The organism is Gordonia sp. 11cp (genome assembly GCF_057767225.1).
In genome coordinates, this window is sequence record NZ_CM173437.1 from 4606967 (window position 1) to 4625725 (window position 18759).

Annotated in this window: 15 protein-coding genes; 4 read left to right on the forward strand and 11 right to left on the reverse strand. The window is 69.7% G+C overall.

Features of this window, described 5'->3' with window-relative positions; genetic code table 11:
• Window positions 1-90: 90 nt before the first annotated feature.
• The 4 genes from recD to AC3B6C_RS20745 are packed head-to-tail and all read right to left on the reverse strand — an operon-like array spanning window position 91 to window position 9359.
• A complete protein-coding gene (recD, locus tag AC3B6C_RS20730; protein WP_488373972.1) occupies window positions 91-1953 on the reverse strand; it encodes an exodeoxyribonuclease V subunit alpha in 1863 nt (620 codons plus the stop codon).
• Window positions 1953-5333 carry a UvrD-helicase domain-containing protein gene (locus tag AC3B6C_RS20735; RefSeq protein ID WP_488373973.1) on the reverse strand — a complete coding sequence of 1127 codons (3381 nt, stop codon included), beginning with the start codon at window positions 5331-5333 and terminating at the stop codon, window positions 1953-1955. The genes recD and AC3B6C_RS20735 overlap by 1 nt, the downstream gene beginning before the upstream one ends.
• Window positions 5330-8812 (reverse strand): exodeoxyribonuclease V subunit gamma, encoded by a 3483-nt coding sequence (gene recC / locus AC3B6C_RS20740; protein ID WP_488373974.1) that lies wholly within the window; start codon window positions 8810-8812, stop codon window positions 5330-5332. The genes AC3B6C_RS20735 and recC overlap by 4 nt, the downstream gene beginning before the upstream one ends.
• Before the next feature lie 31 nt (window positions 8813-8843).
• Window positions 8844-9359, reverse strand: a complete 516-nt coding sequence (locus tag AC3B6C_RS20745) for an acyl-CoA thioesterase (RefSeq protein ID WP_488373976.1) — start codon at window positions 9357-9359, stop codon at window positions 8844-8846.
• Between the two features lie 137 nt (window positions 9360-9496).
• On the opposite strand from AC3B6C_RS20745, the gene AC3B6C_RS20750 reads away from it, so the two are divergent.
• Entirely contained in the window at window positions 9497-10102 is a 606-nt protein-coding gene (locus AC3B6C_RS20750) for a GNAT family N-acetyltransferase (RefSeq protein ID WP_010843827.1), read from the forward strand.
• A gap of 171 nt (window positions 10103-10273) precedes the next feature.
• Window positions 10274-11791, forward strand: a complete 1518-nt coding sequence (locus AC3B6C_RS20755; RefSeq protein WP_014926973.1) for an NAD(P)/FAD-dependent oxidoreductase — start codon at window positions 10274-10276, stop codon at window positions 11789-11791.
• A 28-nt stretch (window positions 11792-11819) separates the two neighbouring features.
• Here the strand turns inward: AC3B6C_RS20755 and AC3B6C_RS20760 are convergent, their stop codons facing one another.
• The 7 genes from AC3B6C_RS20760 to AC3B6C_RS20790 all read right to left on the reverse strand — a co-directional run bounded on the left by AC3B6C_RS20760 (window position 11820) and on the right by AC3B6C_RS20790 (window position 16995).
• Entirely contained in the window at window positions 11820-12548 is a 729-nt protein-coding gene (locus tag AC3B6C_RS20760) for an urease accessory protein UreD (RefSeq protein ID WP_488373977.1), read from the reverse strand.
• Between the two features lie 2 nt (window positions 12549-12550).
• Complete coding sequence (gene ureG / locus AC3B6C_RS20765; RefSeq protein ID WP_010843824.1) at window positions 12551-13237, reverse strand: urease accessory protein UreG; 687 nt, start codon at window positions 13235-13237, stop codon at window positions 12551-12553.
• A 47-nt stretch (window positions 13238-13284) separates the two neighbouring features.
• Complete coding sequence (locus AC3B6C_RS20770; protein ID WP_488373978.1) at window positions 13285-13950, reverse strand: urease accessory protein UreF; 666 nt, start codon at window positions 13948-13950, stop codon at window positions 13285-13287.
• Window positions 13950-15668, reverse strand: coding sequence for an urease subunit alpha (locus AC3B6C_RS20775; protein WP_488373979.1), 1719 nt, complete (start codon window positions 15666-15668; stop codon window positions 13950-13952). The genes AC3B6C_RS20770 and AC3B6C_RS20775 overlap by 1 nt, the downstream gene beginning before the upstream one ends.
• A gap of 3 nt (window positions 15669-15671) precedes the next feature.
• Entirely contained in the window at window positions 15672-16049 is a 378-nt protein-coding gene (locus AC3B6C_RS20780; RefSeq protein ID WP_488373980.1) for an urease subunit beta, read from the reverse strand.
• Window positions 16050-16135: 86 nt separating this feature from the next.
• Entirely contained in the window at window positions 16136-16438 is a 303-nt protein-coding gene (locus AC3B6C_RS20785; RefSeq protein ID WP_004022149.1) for an urease subunit gamma, read from the reverse strand.
• A gap of 134 nt (window positions 16439-16572) precedes the next feature.
• The gene (locus AC3B6C_RS20790) at window positions 16573-16995 is read right to left on the reverse strand and encodes a PaaI family thioesterase (protein ID WP_010843820.1); all 423 of its coding nucleotides are present in this window, start codon (window positions 16993-16995) and stop codon (window positions 16573-16575) included.
• A gap of 352 nt (window positions 16996-17347) precedes the next feature.
• Between AC3B6C_RS20790 and AC3B6C_RS20795 the strand changes: the two genes are divergently transcribed.
• Both AC3B6C_RS20795 and AC3B6C_RS20800 read left to right on the forward strand, forming a co-directional pair.
• Window positions 17348-17746 carry a BlaI/MecI/CopY family transcriptional regulator gene (locus AC3B6C_RS20795; RefSeq protein WP_010843819.1) on the forward strand — a complete coding sequence of 133 codons (399 nt, stop codon included), beginning with the start codon at window positions 17348-17350 and terminating at the stop codon, window positions 17744-17746.
• A 44-nt stretch (window positions 17747-17790) separates the two neighbouring features.
• Window positions 17791-18744, forward strand: a complete 954-nt coding sequence (locus AC3B6C_RS20800) for a M56 family metallopeptidase (RefSeq protein WP_055475400.1) — start codon at window positions 17791-17793, stop codon at window positions 18742-18744.
• Window positions 18745-18759 lie beyond the last annotated feature (15 nt).

Sequence of the window (18759 nt, forward strand, 5' to 3'; positions counted from 1 at the left end):
TTACCCCACGCCCGCAAACCCACCCCTTTTCCAGATTCTCACCGCGCTCGGACCGGGTGGGTTTACGGAAAAGGGGTGGGTTTGCCGGAATCACTCCGTATCCCCGAACGGTGTCACCGCTGATCGCAGACCGCTGGCCCGCTGCACGCGTCGATCGACCGCCGCGGCGAGGACCTCTGGCGTCCCGACGATCCGCACGCGCTCGCGGGCTCGGGTGATGGCGGTGTAGAGCAGCTCCCGGGTGAGCAGCTCCGAACCGGGAGGTGGGAGGATCACCGTGACCTGCCGGAACTGACTCCCCTGGCTACGGTGGATCGTCATCGCGTGGACCGACTCCACGTCGGCGAGTTGCGTCGGGTGCAGCAGTCGGGCAGATCCGCCCCGCCGGAAGGCGACCCGGACGGCGTCGGCTCCCTGCATTCGGCCGTCGGGGTCGGCGATCACGACACCGGTGTCACCGTTGAACGTCGACGTCTGACGATCATTGGCGGTGACCAGGATCGGCTGGCCCGGATACCATCCGGTGTGCTCCGCGCCTGCGGTACCGAGCCACTCGGTGATCCTGGCCGACCATCCGCGGACGCCCGACGACCCTTCACGGTGCGCGCACAACACACGGTGGGTGTCGAGGGCATCGAGGGCGGCTTCGGCATCGGCGTCGCGGGCAGCCGTTCGAAGGGCCCTACCCCACTCGACGACATCAGCACGCACGTCGTCGAGGTCATCGGCTGACACGAGCTCGACGTTCGGAACGTCATCCGCGGTCACGAGTCTCACCACCTCGTCGGCGTCGCCGGAATTCACGGCGGCGGCGACCCGAGAGATGCCACCGCCGAACCGGAACTGCCGCCGCAGGGTGATGACGCCGTCGGCGAGGCGATCCGTGTCGGCCGGGTCCAGGTCTTCGCCGGCCGGACCCACCGCTTCCAGCGCGGCCTGCGACGCCCTCACCGCAGCGTCCGAGTCCGCCTGCACCCCGATGACATCGGTCCGTTCGACGAGATCGGCCAGCACCGCACCCGCCTCGACCGACGCGAGCTGATGCGGGTCACCGACGAAGATCACGCGCGCGTCGGGCCGGACCGCGTCGAGCAGCCGGCTCATCGCGGTCATCGACAGCATGGATGTCTCGTCGACGACGATCACATCGTGCGGCAATGTACGCCCGCGGCCATACCTCGGGTTGGCTCCCGGGCGCCAGCCGAGCAGCGAGTGCAGGGTGATGGCGTGCGCCGTGACCGGCACCGTCGACTCCGCCTCCACCGAGGCCTGCAGCTGGGCGGCCGCCCGGCCGGTGGGCGCACACAGTCCGATCCGGAGGCCGGGGCCCTGCAGCGCGTCGAGTACGGCGAGAATGCGTGCGACGGTGTAGGTCTTGCCGGTGCCCGGACCGCCCGCCAGGACGGTCGTCCATCGGGTCGCGGCGACCGCGGCGGCGAGCTTCTGCAGCCGGCCGTCCTCCGGCGAGGTGTACACGGCGGCGATCGCGGCGCGCAGGGCGTCGGCGTCGACGGCCGGTGACGTCTGTGCGCGGCGGGCCAGCGTGTCCCGGATCGTCTGCTCCTGCCGGAAGTACTTCTGGAGATAGACCAGCGGCCCGTCGACGGACCGCCGTACGACCAACGGACGCAACGGACCCGCCTCGCTGCCGGCCACGAGCGGACTCTCCAGCAACGCGTGGAGCATCGCATCCGACGACGGGACCGTGAGATCCGGGCTGGTCTCGCCGGCCAGGTCACCCAACCGGTCCAGCGCCAGGCACGTCGAACCCAGCCGCACCGCACGTACCGCGAGCGCGGCGCCGAGGCGCGCGGTCTCGGAGACCGGTTCGGCGCACATCGCCACGAGCCGATCGGTGATGTGCACGTCTGCCGCGGCCAGCACACCGGCCTCGTTCCACTCGGCGAGCACACCGGTGGCCCACTCAGCCACCTGCACATCGGAAGTGGACATCAGGATGCTCCCGCCAGCGCGTCGGACAGCGCGATGATCAGCTCTGCGGGCAGGTCCCACTCGAACACGCCGCAACCGGGCGGAGTGTCCGGACCGGCCATTCCGCGTACGAAGTGGTACTGCACCGGACCGAGATGCCGGACCGGATCGTAATCCTGTACGCGCCATCGCAGATATCTGTGCAGCGCAACGGAATACAGCATCGCCTGCAGTGGGTAGTGGGCCGCGATCATCTCGCCCGCCATCGCCTCGGTGTCGAAATCCTCGACGAGGAGGTCGCCCGGACGGATTCGGTTGGTCTTGTAGTCGACGACGACGTAACGCCCGTCCGGGGTGCGCAGCACCGAGTCGATGCTGCCCGTCAGGAACCCGCGGAGTTCTCGGGCGGGGAGTTCGCGGAGATGGTCGGCGTAGTCCCGCAGCGGGTCCCCGCCGGGCAGATACCGGTCCAGGAGCTCGGCGAACCGCCCGGGGGTCGCCCCACCGCCGCCGGATGTGCGGTCGGCCGGTCCCAGCGGGAGCTCGAAGTCGAGCTCGGCGAGCCGATCGCCCGGTTCGACACCCCAGAGGTCGCCGAATCCGAGTGGGGTGGTGAGAACGCCCACCAGTGCGGTGACCAGCACATCGGCGTCGATGTCGGCCGGCAGGACCCCCAGGGCGCGTGAACAGAGCTCGCGCACATGGGCGTTGATGTCGGGCGCCGAGGTGTCGACGTACTCGAGGACCTCGTGCACCAGGGTTCCGAACGCCGCACCGTAGGGCAGCCCGTTCATCAGCGAGGGCGTTCCGGCCCGGTCGGCGTCCGGCTTCGTCCCGTCGACCTCGGTCGGATCGGCGATCGGCTCGTCGGTCAGGATGTCCTCGGTCGGTTCGCTGCCGGTGGTGACGACCGGGCCGGCGGGCGCACCGGGTGCGCTGTGCGCGACGTCGGCGACGATGGCCGAGTACGACGTCCGACGCCATTCCTGATCGATGCCACGCCGAAACCGTGCCACCCCGAGGGTTGCGGCCTCCCCCTCGGACCGCGGCGGAACCGCCACCGCGGCTGCCTCGATCCGGCCGGCGGGCTCGATAGAGATCGCCGCGTCGCGTTCGGCCAGGGCGCGAAGCTCGCTCACGCAGGTGGGGTCGTCGTCCGGAATGGGCACATCGGAGGCGACGGACCACACCGATTCGCCGGTCTCGGAGGGGATCCGCGTCGCGGTGCCGCGGCCGAAGATCAGGCGGTGCAGCGGCCCGCTCGTGGTGTTCATCGACGGCGCCCACCACGCGACGACCTGCGACTGCGCCCGCGTCAGGGCCACGTAGAGCAATCGGAGATCCTCACCGGCGGTCTCTTCCGCATAGCGTTTGCGCCGGGCCGCACGTCCGGGGGCCTGCCCACCGCCGACATCGAGACGCCGCGTACCCGATTCGTCGTGGTAGGTGATGTTGCCGCGGTCGCCGATCCACGTCCCGTCCCAGCCGTAGGGAACGTAGACGATCGGGAACTGCAGCCCCTTGCTGGCGTGCACGGTCATGATCTGGACTGCCTGGGTGTCACGGTCGAGACGGCGGCTCTGATCCTCGTACCGTTGCCGCGCGGACGTGTCCGCGATCCGCTCGGCCAGCCACTCCACGAGGGCGCTGAGTCCCGCCGAGGTCTCCACGACGTGCTTGTTGCACAGCGCGGACACCTGCAGGAGATCGGTGAGGATGCGTTCCCCGTTCTCGGTGGCCAGCACCCGAGCCGCGACCCCATGCGCGTCGAGGAGCCGCTGCGCCATCGCGGCAAACCCGCCTTGGACGAACACTCGTGCAAGCGAAGACATCTCGGCACCGAGCTCGGCGATCGCGGGTTCGCCCGCGGTCGCCACCTGCTCGGTCGACCAACCGAGGAGTGTCGTGAGTGCGGCCAGCCGCACCCGGTCGGCGCGGGAGGGCTGTTCGATGGCGCGCATCACCCACAACCAGTGCTGGGCCGCGGTCGTCGAGAACACGTTGACCCCCGAGCCGATGACCGAGTTGATGCCGCGCGCGGCCAGTTCGCGCTGCAACGGCTCGATGGTGCTGTTGAGCCGCACGAGGATCGCGATGTCGCCCGGGTCGACCAGGCGAGAGACTCCGTCGACCTCGAGCCGAGCCCTCTGGGCCAAGGTGTGCGCGATGTCGTCGGCGACGTCGACCGCGATCCGGGCGCGGACGTCCTTCACCGAGGGCAGGTTGTAGGAATTGCGGGTGGAGAAGTCGTTGCGCAGGAACGCACGTATCCGCAACGGTGGCCGGTCGTCCAGACGGCTCCCCGCGTGCGCAGCGGAGACGGGATGCACGACGATGCCCGGATGTCCCAGCGCGGCTTGGCCATACAGATGACCGAGGGCGTCGACCAGGGCCCCGTCGGATCGGCGGTTCACGTCGAGCGCCTGGAGGGTGTCGGCGGAGGACACCGCGGCGAGGTAGCTGAGGACCTCGGCACCGCGGAATCCGTAGATCGACTGTTTGGGATCGCCGACGAGGATGAGGCGGCGGTGGCCGTGGAAACAGCGGCGCACGATCTCCCATTGCAGCGGATCGGTGTCCTGGAACTCGTCGACCAGGACGACGGTGAAGGTGTCGCGGATTCGGCGGCACGCACGCTCGCCGACCACCGGGTCGGTCACGATCCGGTGCAGGATGGCCTGCAGGTCGTCGTAGGTGCGTACGCGCGCATCGCGTTTCCGGGTCTCGACGATGCGGCGGACCGCGGACGCGAAACTCACCCGGCGGGCGGCGACGGCGTCACCCCCGGGCCCATCGGTCGACTCGGACTCGTCCGGCGCCAGGGCAACCGACGCCTGACGCACCGCGTCGCGGGCGATGGCGCGTGCCTCGGCGAAGTCGAACTCCGGTGTGTCACTGGCCCAGAATCCTCGCAGATACAGGTCCAGAGCCACCTCTTCGGTGAGCTCGTCGACCTCTTCGACGATCGAGTAGACCAGTTCACGCTCACCGAGAAAGCCGAGCGCTTCCAGCATGCGGTTGCAGAACGTGTGGGTGGTCGCGATCGTCGACGCGTCGAAGTCGCTCAGAGCGCGGGCCAGATTGTGGCGGCGCGCGGCCACCTCGGCCGGAGATCCCTGCGCCAGCATCTGCAACAACGCGTCGTCGTCGGGCACCGGACCGGCCCGGTCCAGCCCGTCGAGCAACTCCCGCACGCGGTCTCGCATCCGTTCGCGCAGTTCGGCGGTCGCGGCCCGACTGAACGTCACGAGCAGCATCTCCGAGATGGGAACCCCCTCGGCGATGTGCTGGGCAGCGAGACCGACGATCGCGTAGGTCTTCCCGGTGCCCGCGCTCGCCTCCAGAACCGTGGTGTGGTCCGGCAGGTCGGCGGTGATGTCGAAGGTGGCCGGGCGTCTCATGTGCCCTCCCGGTGCTGATTGAGCGGCACCCACACGGTTCGAGCCAGTCCGGCGAACAGCGGTTCTCCCTCGGTCATGGCCAACTCGACACCGCCGATGGTTCGTTGCTCGGCTGCCGGGTCGTCGAGGAGGTCGTCGAACTCGACATCGGCCAGTACGTCTCCACCGAAGGCCAGCTTCACGTAGGGGTCGTTGGCGGGACCGAACTTGTCGTCGAAGGTCCTGCGGGCATTGGCCAGCGAGAAGGTGCTCCGCCGGCCGGGACCGTCGTTCTCGACGAAAGTGCACGCCGGCTCCAACGGCAGCGGCAGCGGGCGACGCAGACCCTCGTCGCGCAGTCGGACGAGGTCGTGGAGCAGCGAGACCGGATCCTCTGGGCGCCGGAGCCTGACGGTGCTGGTCCCACCGCCCCGTGCGGCACGCCCGACCAGGACCGCCGACTCGACCGGTCGGGCTTCGGGGTTGCCCTGAGTCGCCGCGGCGGCGACCGCGAGGAGCGTGATCCAGCCACTGAGTTGCTGTTTGGCCTTGAGTTTGGAATAGGTCGCCCGTACCACCGCGGCCGGTCCGGTGTCGCCGAACACGTCGCCGACCGTGCCATGCACCCGGCGTCCGTCGGGCAGGCGGACCAGGACGTCGAGGGTTCTGGGAGTCCCCGACCGCAACGGCTCGACGACGCCGTGCAAGCGGGTCACCGCCCGCGAGATCGCGCGGAGCTCGCGGGTACCGAACGCGAACGGCGGCAGGGTGCCCCGCCGGAGTTCGGCCGCTTCGCAGTCCGCGATCGACACCCCGGTCAGCATCCGGGACAGGAACCGATCGCCGATTCCCCACTTGTCCAACGGTTCCAGTTCGACGTCGATCTGGTCGTCGTGCGGCCGGTCATCGTCGGGAATGCGGGCACCGAGTCGTTGCCGGACGAACGCGACGATCGGATCCACGTGGAAATCGATGAGCGTCGCGAGGTCGATGTCCTCGGTGTCGAAGGTGCGTTCCGGCGCGGGCAGTACCTCGTGCGCGGCAACCACCGGACGCTGCGACGGCTCGCGCAACGCCTCGGCGCCGGCGAGCATCGACGCATCGTGGCTGAACGGCCCCGGAATGCCCGGCACCCCACCGGGAGTGAAGTTCCGCGCATCGAACCCGTGCAGAGAGTGCCGGCGGAGAACGCTGGTGCCGGTCAGGCCGGTGAGGGTGTCCGTGAGTTCGCTGACGACCACGGCGGGCGGGATCCGCCGGCCCGACACCGGATCGGCACCGCTGTAGAAAACCAGGAGTGCGTCCTGCGCCGCGCAGATCGCGTCGAGGAAACACTGCCGGTCCTCGTCCCGCGGGTTACGCTCCCCCACCAGCGGATCGACGCCGAGGACGTCGTCTCCGTCGATGCGCTGCACACGCGGGAAGACCTCCGCGTCCACACCGAGGAGCACGATCACCCGATGCGGCACCGAGCGCATGGGCACCATCGTGCAGACGGTGAGTTCTCCGGTGCGGAAGTTCGAGCGCGTCGGCCGGCCCGCGACCAGAGCCGCCAACAGGTCCCGCACGTCTGCCAGGCGCAGTACCTCCTCCGGCTCGACCGGCCGGGTGTCGCCGAAGGCCTCACTCAGCATCCGGATGGCCTGCGCGCGTTGCCAATCGTCGACGGGCTCGGTCGCCGTGAGAGACGAGACGGCATCGATGAGCGTCTCCGCCCAGCGGTGCGCGGGCGCGGCTTCCCGCAGTTCGGCCAGCACCCGTCCGAGGCGGGACAGGAACTCGTCGAACCGGCCGACGAGGTCGATCCCGGTGCTCTCGACGCCGGCCAGCGGGAGTGCGGTGCCGAGCCATTCATCGTCGGACTCCTCGGCGACGACGCCGAGGGAGATGCGATCCAGGCCGGCATCGAAGGTGCCCTGCCGGAAGCGTTCGAGACCGTACCGGGCCCGTTCGGCGACGCCCAGACCCCAGCGGACATTGCTGTGCGCCAACCATTCCCGGATGAGGTCGAGGTCGTCGTCGGTCATCGCGAATCGTGTTCGTACCGGCGGGGCCCCGAGGAGGTCGACGACATCACCGGCGGTCACGCGTCCCGCGGCCAGCTCGACGACCCCGACGATCACGTCGAGGATCGGGTTGACGTGACGGATTCCGCGGTCGGCCAGCCGAACTCGGAGGTCGAAGGCCGGATGTGGCAATCCCGCCTGACCGAACGCACCACGGATCAGGGGCGCGTAGGTCTCGACATCGGGACACATGATGAGGACGTCGCGCGGCTGCAGCTCGGGATCGTCGGCGAACAGATGCAACAACCGATCCCGCAGCACCTCGATCTGGCGCTCGGGTCCGTGGCAGGCGTGCACCTCGACCGACCGGTCCGCGACTGCCGACGACGATGCGAGGCCACCGTGCGCGATGCCGACGGGGCCGGAATCACCTGAGGAGTCGGTGACGTCGGGCGCAGGGTCGAGGTCATCGCGGATCCCCGACTGGACCGCGTGTAGCGCCGAATCCGCGACCACCGGCTGCCGCGGCGGATGGTGGACGTCCCGATCCACGATCGGGGCAAGCCGCAACTGCAGTTCCTGCAGATCCCGGGAGAGGCCGGCCAGCAACGGGTTTCGCAGTTCGGGGAGCTCGCGTTCCCCGCGCCTCGGCGGAACCCCCTCGTGGGCATCGCGGTCGACGAGTGCTCCGAGTTCGTTCCACAGGCGCGGACTCGGATGCGGAACGAACAGGTGGACATCATGGTGGACGGCCGCGGCGGCGGCGATCTGACGGAACGACTCGGTGATCCGCGTCGGCCCGAACACCGACAGTCGTTCCGGCAACCCGCCGGCCGCGGGGTCGGCGCGGAGGCGATCGCAGACGGCGGCGAGATCCTCGGCGGGATGCGGTCGGCCGATCTCCTCGCGGACCGCACGCCAGAACGCGGGCTGCCAGGCGAGGTCATCCCGCAGTGGTCGACCGGCGCCGTCGAGGTCGTCACCGGCGGCCCAGTCGGCGATCAGGGACGGCCGCGACCGCCCGTACCGGTCGAACAGTTCGGCCAGATGCCGCGCGGTGGCGTAGCGGCGTCCGATCCGGGGCGAGGAGGCATCGCCGGCCCCGATGTGCCGCGCGATGACGTCCAGAGCGGGATCGTCGATCCGGTTGTCGAGGACGCGCAGCACCGGCCACGTCAGCTCGGTCGCGCGCCACGGGTCGTCCGGCGCCGTGAGCGAGGCGGCGGTGTGCAGACGGGTTCCGCCGAGCACCGCGGCGCCGATCGCGTCCGCCAGACGGGACGGCCCGGTGAAGTCGATGTTGGCGGCGATACCGTCGCCGCCGGCACCGGTCCCCAACCGCCGTGCCAGATGCTGGGCGAGCCACCGCTCGACCCCGGCGGCGGGGACCGACACGATCTCCGGACGCATCGGATCGTCCAGCGGATGCGTCAGGACGTCGGCCAGGGCGTCGGCCAGCGTGTCGGTGCGTTCGGCGCGGTGGAGGATCAGCATCGGAAGGGTGTGCCCGTCGGGCGCGGGCCGGTCAACCCGCGACGTCCGACCGGGGTGTGTGGAACCGCACCGGTTCCCCGAGCCGTGCCGACAGAAGTCCCCGGGCGTCGTCGGGAATCGGGGTCGGTCGGCCGGTGTCCGGGTCGACGACGACCATCGTGGTCTCGGCGGTGGCGCACAACGTCCCGGACTGGTCGAACAGGCGCAGGGCCATGACGAACGACGACCGGCCGACGCGTCCGATGCACGTGCGGACGTGCACGGGGTCGGGCGAGTAGTGGACGGGAGCGGAGAACTCGATGTCGTGGCGGACGACGAGGAACGAGAACCGCCGCGGGCGGTCGGGCATCCATTCGATGAACGAACGCACGCGGCTCTCCTCGAAGATCCGGGAGATCTGCACGTTGTTGATGTGGTTGTTGATGTCCATGTCACCCCACCGCAGCGCAACCGGGACGTCGAGGTGATAGTCGGGCCCGGCAGAACCGGCTGCGTGCCCGTGGGGATCGAGGGCGTCGGGATCGAGGGCGTCTGGGTCGAGGGCCACGGCGCAGATCTTAGTGCGGGACACGCGTGCGGCGAACTGCCGGAGTCACCGACGGCCAGACCGTAGACTCACTCGCCGGGGGTCAGAACCACAGGCGAATCGGTGCGCGCACCCCCGGCGCGCGGTGAGGGGCTCGGGTGAACATCGACACGGTACGGGCTCGGCTGCGCCCGGTGTCCGCCGTCGATGTCGACGAGCTCGTGCACCTCGACAGTGATCCCGAGGTCATGCGCTATGTGAGCGGCGGTGCGGCCACCCCGCGCGCCGTGATCGAGGACTGGATGCTCCCCCGTGCCGAGACCGAGCGTCGCAAGTACGGCACCGGCACCTGGATTCTCTGCGACCCCGCCACGACCGCTTTCCTCGGCTGGATCTCGCTGCGCACCCCACGGCACAGCTGCCGGGCCGAACTCGAACTGAGCTACCGCCTCCGCCGCACGGTGTGGGGTCGCGGGCTGGCGACCGAGGCGGCGTTCGCCCTCGTCGCCTTCGCCTTCGACCACCTCGGGACCGAACGGGTCTTCGCCAGCACCGTCGCCCGCAACGCGTCGTCGCGGCGGGTGATGGAGAAACTGGGCATGACGCTCTGCGCGATCCACCTCTGCGACGATGCCGCCGACTCGGCCGACCTGCTGACCATCCACCCGGACCGGGACCGCTCCGAGGTCGAGTACGAGATCCTGCGCGCCGACTGGCAGCAGCGATCGCAGCGCTGGTCGTCGGCCGGCGGTCTCACCGCGTGAGCACAACACCCCTCTGGCCGCGCCCATCGGATCATCATTGACTACCGTTGAGAACATGCACGGTCGTACTCCGGCCCCGGCGCTGCACCGTCACCTCGGGTAGCGCCCCCACCCGGTCCGCCGAAGTCCCGCACGACCGTCGCCCAACGACGTAGAAGGAGATGTCTGGAGATGAGCAGCCCCGCCGTCCAGGCCCCCACTGGAGCAGCCACGACCCGCCGGAAAGTCGTCATCATCGGGTCCGGCTTCGGCGGATTGTTCGCCGCCCAGCGACTGGCCAAGGCCGATGTCGACGTGACGCTGATCGCCAAGACCACGCATCACCTGTTCCAGCCGATGCTCTACCAGGTGGCGACCGGCATCGTCGCCGAGGGCGAGATCGCGCCGGCCACCCGCGTCGTCCTGCGCAAGCAGAAGAACACCGCCGTGCTCATGGGCGACGTGTACGACATCGACCTGGACGCCAAGACCGTCACCTCCCGGTTGCTCGAACGGATCACGGTCACCCCGTACGACGACCTGATCGTGGCCGCCGGCGCCGACCAGTCCTACTTCGGCAACGACCACTTCGCCGAGTTCGCACCCGGCATGAAGACCATCGACCACGCCCTCGAGCTGCGCGGCCGCATCCTCGGCGCCTTCGAGCAGGCCGAGTTGTCCCACGACCCCGCCGAGCGCGCCAAGCTGCTGACCTTCGTGGTCGTCGGCGCCGGCCCCACCGGGGTCGAGCTGGCCGGGCAGATCGCCGAGATGAGCGACAAGACGCTCAAGGGCGCGTTCCGCAACATCGACCCGACCGAGGCCCGGGTGATCCTGCTCGACGCCGCACCGGCCGTCCTGCCGCCGTTCGGTCCGAAGCTCGGCGGCAAGGCCGCGGAGCGGCTCGAGCGGATGGGCGTCGAGATCCAGCTCAACGCGATGGTCGTCGACGTCGACTACGACGGTCTGGTCGTCAAGGAGAAGGACGGCACCACCCGCCGCATCGAATCCCAGTGCAAGGTCTGGTCGGCCGGCGTGCAGGCCAGCCCGCTCGGACAGCAGCTCGCCGAACAGTCCGGCGTCGAACTCGACCGCGCCGGACGGGTGAAGGTCCTGCCGGATCTCACGATCCCCGGCCATCCCGAGGTGTTCGTGGTCGGCGACATGATGGCGGTCGACGGCGTGCCGGGCGTCGCGCAGGGCGCGATCCAGGGCGGTCGCTACGCGGCCGACGCCATCAAGGCCGAGCTGAAGGGCCAGACCCCGGACCAGCGCAAGCCGTTCAGCTACTACGACAAGGGTTCGATGGCGACCATCTCGCGGTACTCCGCGGTGATGCAGGTCCCGATCCCGGGTATCAAGAAGACGTTCGAGACCGAGGGCTACTTCGCCTGGCTCGGCTGGCTCGCGCTGCACCTCGTGTATCTGGTCGGGTTCCGCAACCGGTTGAACACGCTGATCAACTGGTTCTTCGCGTTCACCACGCGCGGTCGATCGCAGCTCGCGGTGACCGAGCAGCAGGTGTATGCGCGAACCGCGATCGGCCAGCTGTCCGCCCTGGAGAAAGCCGGCACGACCTCGGAGTCAGAACCCGCGAAGACCGACGCCGGGACCGTGGACTCGGGTTCGACCGGCCCCGGGACCACCGGGTCGGTACCCACCGAGGGCAAAGACGCCGACGGCAACGAATCCGAGGCCGAGGCCAGCTGACCCGCCGCGGCCTGCTGACCGCGGAGGGCTACGGCACCACGGCCAGTGCGTCGAGCTCGAGGTCGTCGGCCAGCCGGCGCGCAGCGCTGACCGACGCCCCGAGCGCACTGGTGAGGCTGGCACCACCGACCAGCTGCAGGCGCGCGGCGAACTCGGTCGCGTGCACCACCCCCGGCCGATTGTCCGGGTAGCGGAAGACGCTGCTCGCCGCGCGGTGGCCGGCAGCTGCGGCCGGTGTGCCGTGACCCAGCCGCAGCCGATGCGCCAGCACCACCTCGCCGTCGGTGTCCACGCGCAGTCCCCCTGTCCAGGTGCCCGCCCGATCACGGTCGGCCAGCGTCGTGTCCGTCATCGTGGCCGCCCGGCCGATCTGCACGTGTTCGTGCAGATCGAGGGTGGCGCCGGACGCGAGACCGACCGCGATGTCGGAGTGGTGGACCGCGCCGCCGGCGACCACGGTCGGCTGCGGATCGACGCGCAGACGGCCGCCGTCGCCGACCAGGATCTCCCACCTGGCCGACGAGTCCACACGGTCGCGGGCCGGTAGTGCGATGGTCGCCGCGACGCTGCCCACCCGCAGGTGCGCACCGGGTTCGACCTCGATGCGGACCACGATCTCGTCGCCGCCCAGCGGCGTCGCGGCCGTACCGATGAGCTGCACGTGGCCGGGAGCGGTGACCCGCACGCCCAGCCCCCCGACCGCCCGGTGACGCACGCCGCGGTCGACCGTGGCGACGATGTCGACCTCGGTGCGCATGGTCACCCGGCGACGACCGGGGCCGCCAGCTGAGTCCGGACCCACGCCAGCACATCTGTTGCCGCGGGATCCTCGGTCAGCGAGATCATCGCGGTCTGGCGGCCGTCACGGACCTTCGCCGCGTCGCGGCGCATGACCTCGAGGTCGGCGTTGACGCGTTCGGCCAGATCGATCTTGTTGATCACCAACAGGTCCGAGAACGTGACGCCGGGGCCGCCCTTGCGCGGGACCTTGTCGCCGCCGGCGACGTCGATGACGAAGATCTGCACGTCGATGAGCCCGGTCGAGAAGGTGGCGGTGAGGTTGTCGCCGCCGGACTCCACGAGGATCAGGTCCAGCGGCGGGTTGGCCTCGACGAGATCGTCGATGGCGTCGAGGTTGGCGGTGATGTCGTCACGGATGGCGGTGTGGGGGCATCCGCCGGTCTGGACGGCGGTGATCCGCTCGTCGGGCAGAACGGCGTTGCGGCGCAGGAAGTCGGCATCCTCGGTCGTGTAGATGTCGTTGGTCAGCACGGCCACCGACAGCTCGTCCCGGAGCTGTCGGCACAACGCGGCCACCAGCGCGGTCTTGCCGGACCCGACCGGGCCGCCGATGCCGATGCGCAGGGCCTCACCGGGTTCGCGCTTGCGGCGCGGCCGGTCGTGGTCGTGGGTGTGCGGCTGCCCGTCGATGAGATGCGGGGGCATGAGGACTCCTCTCGGTTCGCGACGTACGGCTGCGCGAGGTCGCGGGATCAGGACATGAAGAGCGGCATCGGTTGCCGCTCATGACGTTCGGCGAATATGTCGAGGACCGGGTCGGACAGGTCCGCCAGACCGACCGCGGCCTCGGCGGCGACTCGTTCGCATTCGGCGCCGAGCTCGGCGATCATGATCGACACGTCGGCGGGGTCGAGTGCGAGCAACCGCTGACCGGCGGTCGCCGACCCGCTCATCGTGGTGTAGACGAGGATCAGCGCGGTGTGGAATCCCGACAGGGAGGACACCGCGCCGATGGACCCGCTGATGACCGGAAGGTGCGTCGACGGCCGGTGGGCCGACCAATCGGTGTCCGGCCACATCCGGCGTGCCAGCCGCACCATGCCGCGCCCTTGCGCCAGCGAGGCCTTCCGAGCGGCGGATGACGGTGTGCGCGCGTCGGTCTCACGTTGCGCGCGGGGCACCTCGAGTACGCCGTCGGCCACCGCGGCCGACACCGAGGCCGCGACCAGACCGCTCGTGGTCACCCGGCGGTACAGAAAGGCCGCGAGATCGCTTGCGGTGCGGATGAATCCGTCGGCGATCGCCTGTTCGACACCGCCGGAGTGCACGTGCCCGCCCACCGGCAGCCGGGAATCCGCCAGCGCGAGCATCATCGCCAGCGGCGCGGAGGTGACCGTGGTCGTGTCGTCGGAACGCATCAGAACAGGAAATACCGTTGCGCCATGGGGAGTTCGGCGACTGGTTCGGACTCCCACACCTCACCGTCGACCGTCACGGTGAACGTGTCGGGATCGACCTCGATCGTCGGGCACGCGTCGTTGTTGATCATGTCTGCCTTGCCGACACCCCGGGTGTTCTTGACCGGGACCAGCCTGCGGTCGACCCCGATCCGGCCCGCGAGGTCTGCGTCGGCCCCCGGGGCCACGAAGCTCACCGACGTCGCGGCCGCGAGTTTCGGTGCGGCGCCGAACATCGGCCGCGGGAAGACCGGCTGCGGCGTGGGGATCGACGCGTTGGCGTCGCCCATCGCCGCCCAGGCGATGGCGCCGCCCTTGATGACCAGATCCGGCCGGACCCCGAAGAACGCGGGATCCCACAGCACCAGGTCGGCGAGCTTGCCGACCTCGACCGAACCGATCTCGTCGTCGAAGCCGTGCGCCCGCGCCGGGCAGATCGTGTACTTCGCGACGTAACGCCGTGCACGATTGTTGTCGGCCCGCCCGTCGCCGGGGAGTGACCCGCGTTTGCGTTTCATGACATGCGCGGTCTGCCAGGTTCGCAGCACGACTTCGCCGATGCGGCCCATCGCCTGCGAATCCGACCCGATCATCGAGATGGCACCCAGGTCGTGCAGGAGGTCCTCGGCGGCGATCGTGGACGGACGGATCCGGCTCTCGGCGAAGGCGAGATCTTCCGGCACGGTCGGGTTGAGATGATGGCACACCATCAGCATGTCGAGATGCTCGTCGAGCGTGTTCACCGTGTGCGGGCGAGTCGGATTCGTCGAGGACGGAAGCACATTCGGATAGGCCGCGACCGTGATGATGTCCGGCGCGTGACCACCGCCCGCTCCCTCGGTGTGGTAGGCGTGGATGCCCCGGCCCGCGATCGCCCCGAGCGTGGTCTCCACGAATCCCGCCTCGTTCAGGGTGTCGGAGTGCAACGCGACCTGGACGCCGGTCTCGTCGGCCACCCGCAAGCAGGCGTCGATGGCCGCGGGCGTACTGCCCCAGTCCTCGTGAAGCTTGAAACCCGATGCGCCCGCCCGGATCTGCTCGTGCATCGACTCGGCGCTGACGGTGTTGCCCTTGCCGAGGAGCGCGATGTTCATCGGCCAGTGATCGGTCGCGGCGAGGATCGATGCCAGGTGCCAGGCGCCGGGCGTCACGGTGGTCGCCTTGCTGCCCTCGGCCGGTCCCGTCCCGCCACCGACCACGGTCGTGATCCCGTTGCCCAGCGCCTCGTCCATGATCTGGGGACAGATGAAGTGCACGTGGCAGTCGATGGCGCCGGCGGTGACGATCTTGCCGTTGCCGGCGATGATCTCTGTCGATGGTCCGATGACCAGGTCCGGATGCACCCCGTCCATGGTGTCGGGGTTGCCCGCCTTACCCATCGCGACGATGCGGCCGTCCCGGATCCCGAGGTCGGCCTTGATGATTCCCCAGTGGTCGAGCACGACGACACCGGTGATGATCGTGTCGGGGGCACCGTCGGCGCGAGTCGCCCGGCTCTGTCCCATCGACTCGCGGATCACTTTGCCGCCGCCGAAGACCGCCTCGTCCCCGGCGCGCCCGGGCCCACCCGAGAGGTCGTCGGTGACCTCGATGAGCAGGTCGGTGTCGGCGAGCCGGATCAGATCGCCCGTGGTCGGGCCGAACAGTTGCGCGTAGCGGTCGCGTCCCAGGATGGCCATGCGTCACTCACTCTCGTCGCTGCGGACGGCGTCGACCGGGCCGCAGGCACCGGGGGGATCGAGGGTGATCCCGTACACCTCCCGGGTGCCGCCGAGCGGGACGAGACCGACGGTCATCTCGATACCCGGCTCGAACCGCACGGCCGTGCCGGCCGGGATGTCGAGCCGACGGCCATGTGCGCGGACACGGTCGAAGACGAGTGCGTCGTTCGACTGCGGGAAGTGCACGTGACTGCCGACCTGCACGGGGCGGTCACCGGAATTGACGACACGGAGCTCCACGGCGTCGACACCCGCGTTGAGTTCGATGGTCCCCTCGACGGCGATGACCTCGCCCGGCACGATCGTCGATCGCGGGCCGGTGGAATGAGTACCCGGCATCTCGGTCCTCTCTGGAATGCTGCGGTTCGGTGAACGGGACGGGGTCCGGCAAGGACCGACCCGCCACTGGTCTCGATCGACGACTCTCAGGCGATCGGGTCGTGCACGGTCACCAGCTTGGTGCCGTCGGGAAAGGTCGCCTCCACCTGGACGTCGTGCAGCATCTCCGGCACACCGTCCATCACGTCGTCGCGCCGGAGCACCTCGCGTCCCGAGGTCATCAACTCGGCCACCGAACGGCCGTCGCGCGCGCCTTCGAGGACGTGGTCGGTGATCAGAGCCACCGATTCCGGGTGATTGAGCTTCAGACCCCGTGCCTGTCGCCGGCGGGCCAGTTCGGCCGCGTAAGAGATCAACAGCCGTTCTTGTTCATGCGGCGACAATCGCACCGGGAGCGCTCCTCGAAAGTGTTCGGCCGGACGGTCGTCTCGAATGGGTCCGGCCGGGCAGTACGAGTCATCCTGCCATGCCGGGGCGGGGTCGGCGCGCCGAGCCGCCCGGGGGTGACGCGGGCCTCAGCGGCCTACTTGACCTCGATGTTCTGCAGTCGCACCTGAGACTTGGCCAGCAGCGCGCCGTCCTGGTCGACCATGTCGACGGCCCACAACTGCTGACGTCGGCCCCGGTGGATCGGAGTCGACGTCGCGGTGACGGTGCCCGCGCGGACGGACCGGAGGAAGTCGGTGTTGTTGTTCACCCCGACGGCGGTCCCACCGATCCCGGAGTCCTGCAGCCACAGGAAGCCACTCATGCTCGCGACGCTCTCGCCGACCGCGCAGTAGACCCCGCCGTGCACGATCCCGAACGGTTGATGGTGACTCTCGGTGATCTCCATCGTGGCCACGATCCGGTCAGGACCCGCCTCGACGACTTCGAGGCCCAGGACGCCGTCGAGGCCCTTGCCGAATGAATCCCGGAGAACACCGTCCGCACTGTTCGCAGTCATGCCGTCAACAGTCGCATGCGGCTCCGTGCGTCGCGACAGCGGTCGGCTCGCGCCCGGAGAGGCCGCCGGGAACACGGGACACACCCTCCGACGTTGTCCCCGTAGATACCGGAAGGCCCCGCACCTCTGGGAGATGCGGGGCCTTCCGTGCCGTGGACCGGGGGTCTCTGCAGCCCTCAGGACTCTCGCGCGGTCCGACGTGACACTTAATGTAGGCTAGCCTTACCAACGTGTCAAGCGCCGGGGAAAAGGCCACGTCAACGGCGTGCCGCTCCGCAAGGGCGCCGCTCGGCACACCGGCACGCAACAACTGGGTATCCAGCGGACCCACAAACGGAGGCACAGCAGTAAAATGCGAAAGATGAATGGCCTGGGCGACCTCGAGCGCGCTGTGATGGACACGTTGTGGGAGAGTTCGACCCCGCAGACCGTGCGGCAGGTTCATGCCGCGCTGTCGCGGGACCGCTCCCTGGCCTACACGACCGTCATGACGGTCCTGCAGCGACTGGCGAAGAAGAATCTGGTGACCCAGATCCGGGACGACCGGGCACACAAGTACGTCCCCACCCATCCACGGGAGGACCTGGTCGCCAGCCTCATGGTCGACGCCCTCAGCGAGGCCGACGCCCCTGGCTCCCGACACGCGGCACTGGTGTCGTTCGTCGGACGCGTCGGCGCCGACGAGGCGGCTGCCCTCCGTTCCGCACTCGATGAGCTCGAAGCCGCACGAGGAACAAGCGACACCGGTTAGATTCGCGGCACCACCACTCGCAGCCCACATTTAGGAATCACCAGATGACCGCCTTGCTCTTCGGCATCGTCAGCCTGGTGCTCGCCGGACCCGTCCCCGAGGCACTGTCCCGGGCACGCTGGCCGATCCGAGCCCCACGCGCGGCGATGACGCTGTGGCAGGCCATTGCCCTCGCCGCCGTGCTGTCGGCGTTCAGCTGTGGCCTGGCGATCGCGGCGAACATCCTCGTGATCGGACCGGATGGCACCCCGACCACTCACCCGGTCCGCGAGATCGAACGGCTCGGCCTGCCGCTGTGGCTCCTCTGCGTCGGCGTCTTCGTCCTGACCCTCCTCGTCGGCGCGCGCCTGTTCTACACGGTGATCCGAGTCGGTGTACGCACCCGCGCCCGCCGGAAGGCGCACCGCCAGCTCATCGACATCCTCGACCGCTGCGACCGGATCGACGACGCCGACGACCCCCTCTATGCCCGCGACGTCCGGATGATCGACGTCGAGCAACCACTCGCCTACTGCCTGCCCGGACTCCGACAGCGCGTCGTGGTCAGCGAGGGCGTGGTGCACCGCCTCACCCGTGACGAACTGGTCGCGGTCATCGCCCACGAGCGCGCCCACCTGCGCGCTCGGCACGACCTCGTGCTCGAGGCCTTCATCGCCTTGCACGAGGCGTTCCCCCGATTCGTGCGGAGCAGTTCCGCGCTCGGCGCGGCCGAGTTGCTCGTCGAGGCACTGGCCGACGACCAGGCCGTCCGGGCGACCGCCCCGACCACGCTCGGTCGTGCCCTGGTCGCCTGTGCCGACGCGGTGGCGCCGCGCGGTGCGATGGCGGTCGGCGGGCCGACCACCCTGACGCGTGTCCATCGTCTCCGCGATGACCGTCCCGCCCGGGCCCTCGCCGCCGGCGCCTATGTCGCGGCGGCCGCGATCCTGGTCCTCCCGACCCTTGCGGTCGCGATCCCGTGGCTGACCGAGCTCAACCGCCTCATGTCGGCATTCTGACGACCCGACTCCCCG

Excerpts from the sequence above, each read along its gene's own strand:
- AC3B6C_RS20790 (WP_010843820.1), bottom strand. The coding sequence starts at position 16,995 with ATGACTGCGAACAGTGCGGACGGTGTTCTCCGGGATTCATTCGGCAAG.
- AC3B6C_RS20775 (WP_488373979.1), bottom strand. The coding sequence starts at position 15,668 with ATGGCCATCCTGGGACGCGACCGCTACGCGCAACTGTTCGGCCCGACC.
- AC3B6C_RS20780 (WP_488373980.1), bottom strand. The coding sequence starts at position 16,049 with ATGCCGGGTACTCATTCCACCGGCCCGCGATCGACGATCGTGCCGGGC.
- AC3B6C_RS20770 (WP_488373978.1), bottom strand. The coding sequence starts at position 13,950 with ATGCGTTCCGACGACACGACCACGGTCACCTCCGCGCCGCTGGCGATG.
- AC3B6C_RS20795 (WP_010843819.1), top strand. The coding sequence starts at position 17,348 with ATGCGAAAGATGAATGGCCTGGGCGACCTCGAGCGCGCTGTGATGGAC.
- AC3B6C_RS20755 (WP_014926973.1), top strand. The coding sequence starts at position 10,274 with ATGAGCAGCCCCGCCGTCCAGGCCCCCACTGGAGCAGCCACGACCCGC.
- AC3B6C_RS20760 (WP_488373977.1), bottom strand. The coding sequence starts at position 12,548 with ATGCGCACCGAGGTCGACATCGTCGCCACGGTCGACCGCGGCGTGCGT.
- recD (WP_488373972.1), bottom strand. The coding sequence starts at position 1,953 with ATGTCCACTTCCGATGTGCAGGTGGCTGAGTGGGCCACCGGTGTGCTC.
- ureG (WP_010843824.1), bottom strand. The coding sequence starts at position 13,237 with ATGCCCCCGCATCTCATCGACGGGCAGCCGCACACCCACGACCACGAC.
- AC3B6C_RS20735 (WP_488373973.1), bottom strand. The coding sequence starts at position 5,333 with ATGAGACGCCCGGCCACCTTCGACATCACCGCCGACCTGCCGGACCAC.
- AC3B6C_RS20800 (WP_055475400.1), top strand. The coding sequence starts at position 17,791 with ATGACCGCCTTGCTCTTCGGCATCGTCAGCCTGGTGCTCGCCGGACCC.
- recC (WP_488373974.1), bottom strand. The coding sequence starts at position 8,812 with ATGCTGATCCTCCACCGCGCCGAACGCACCGACACGCTGGCCGACGCC.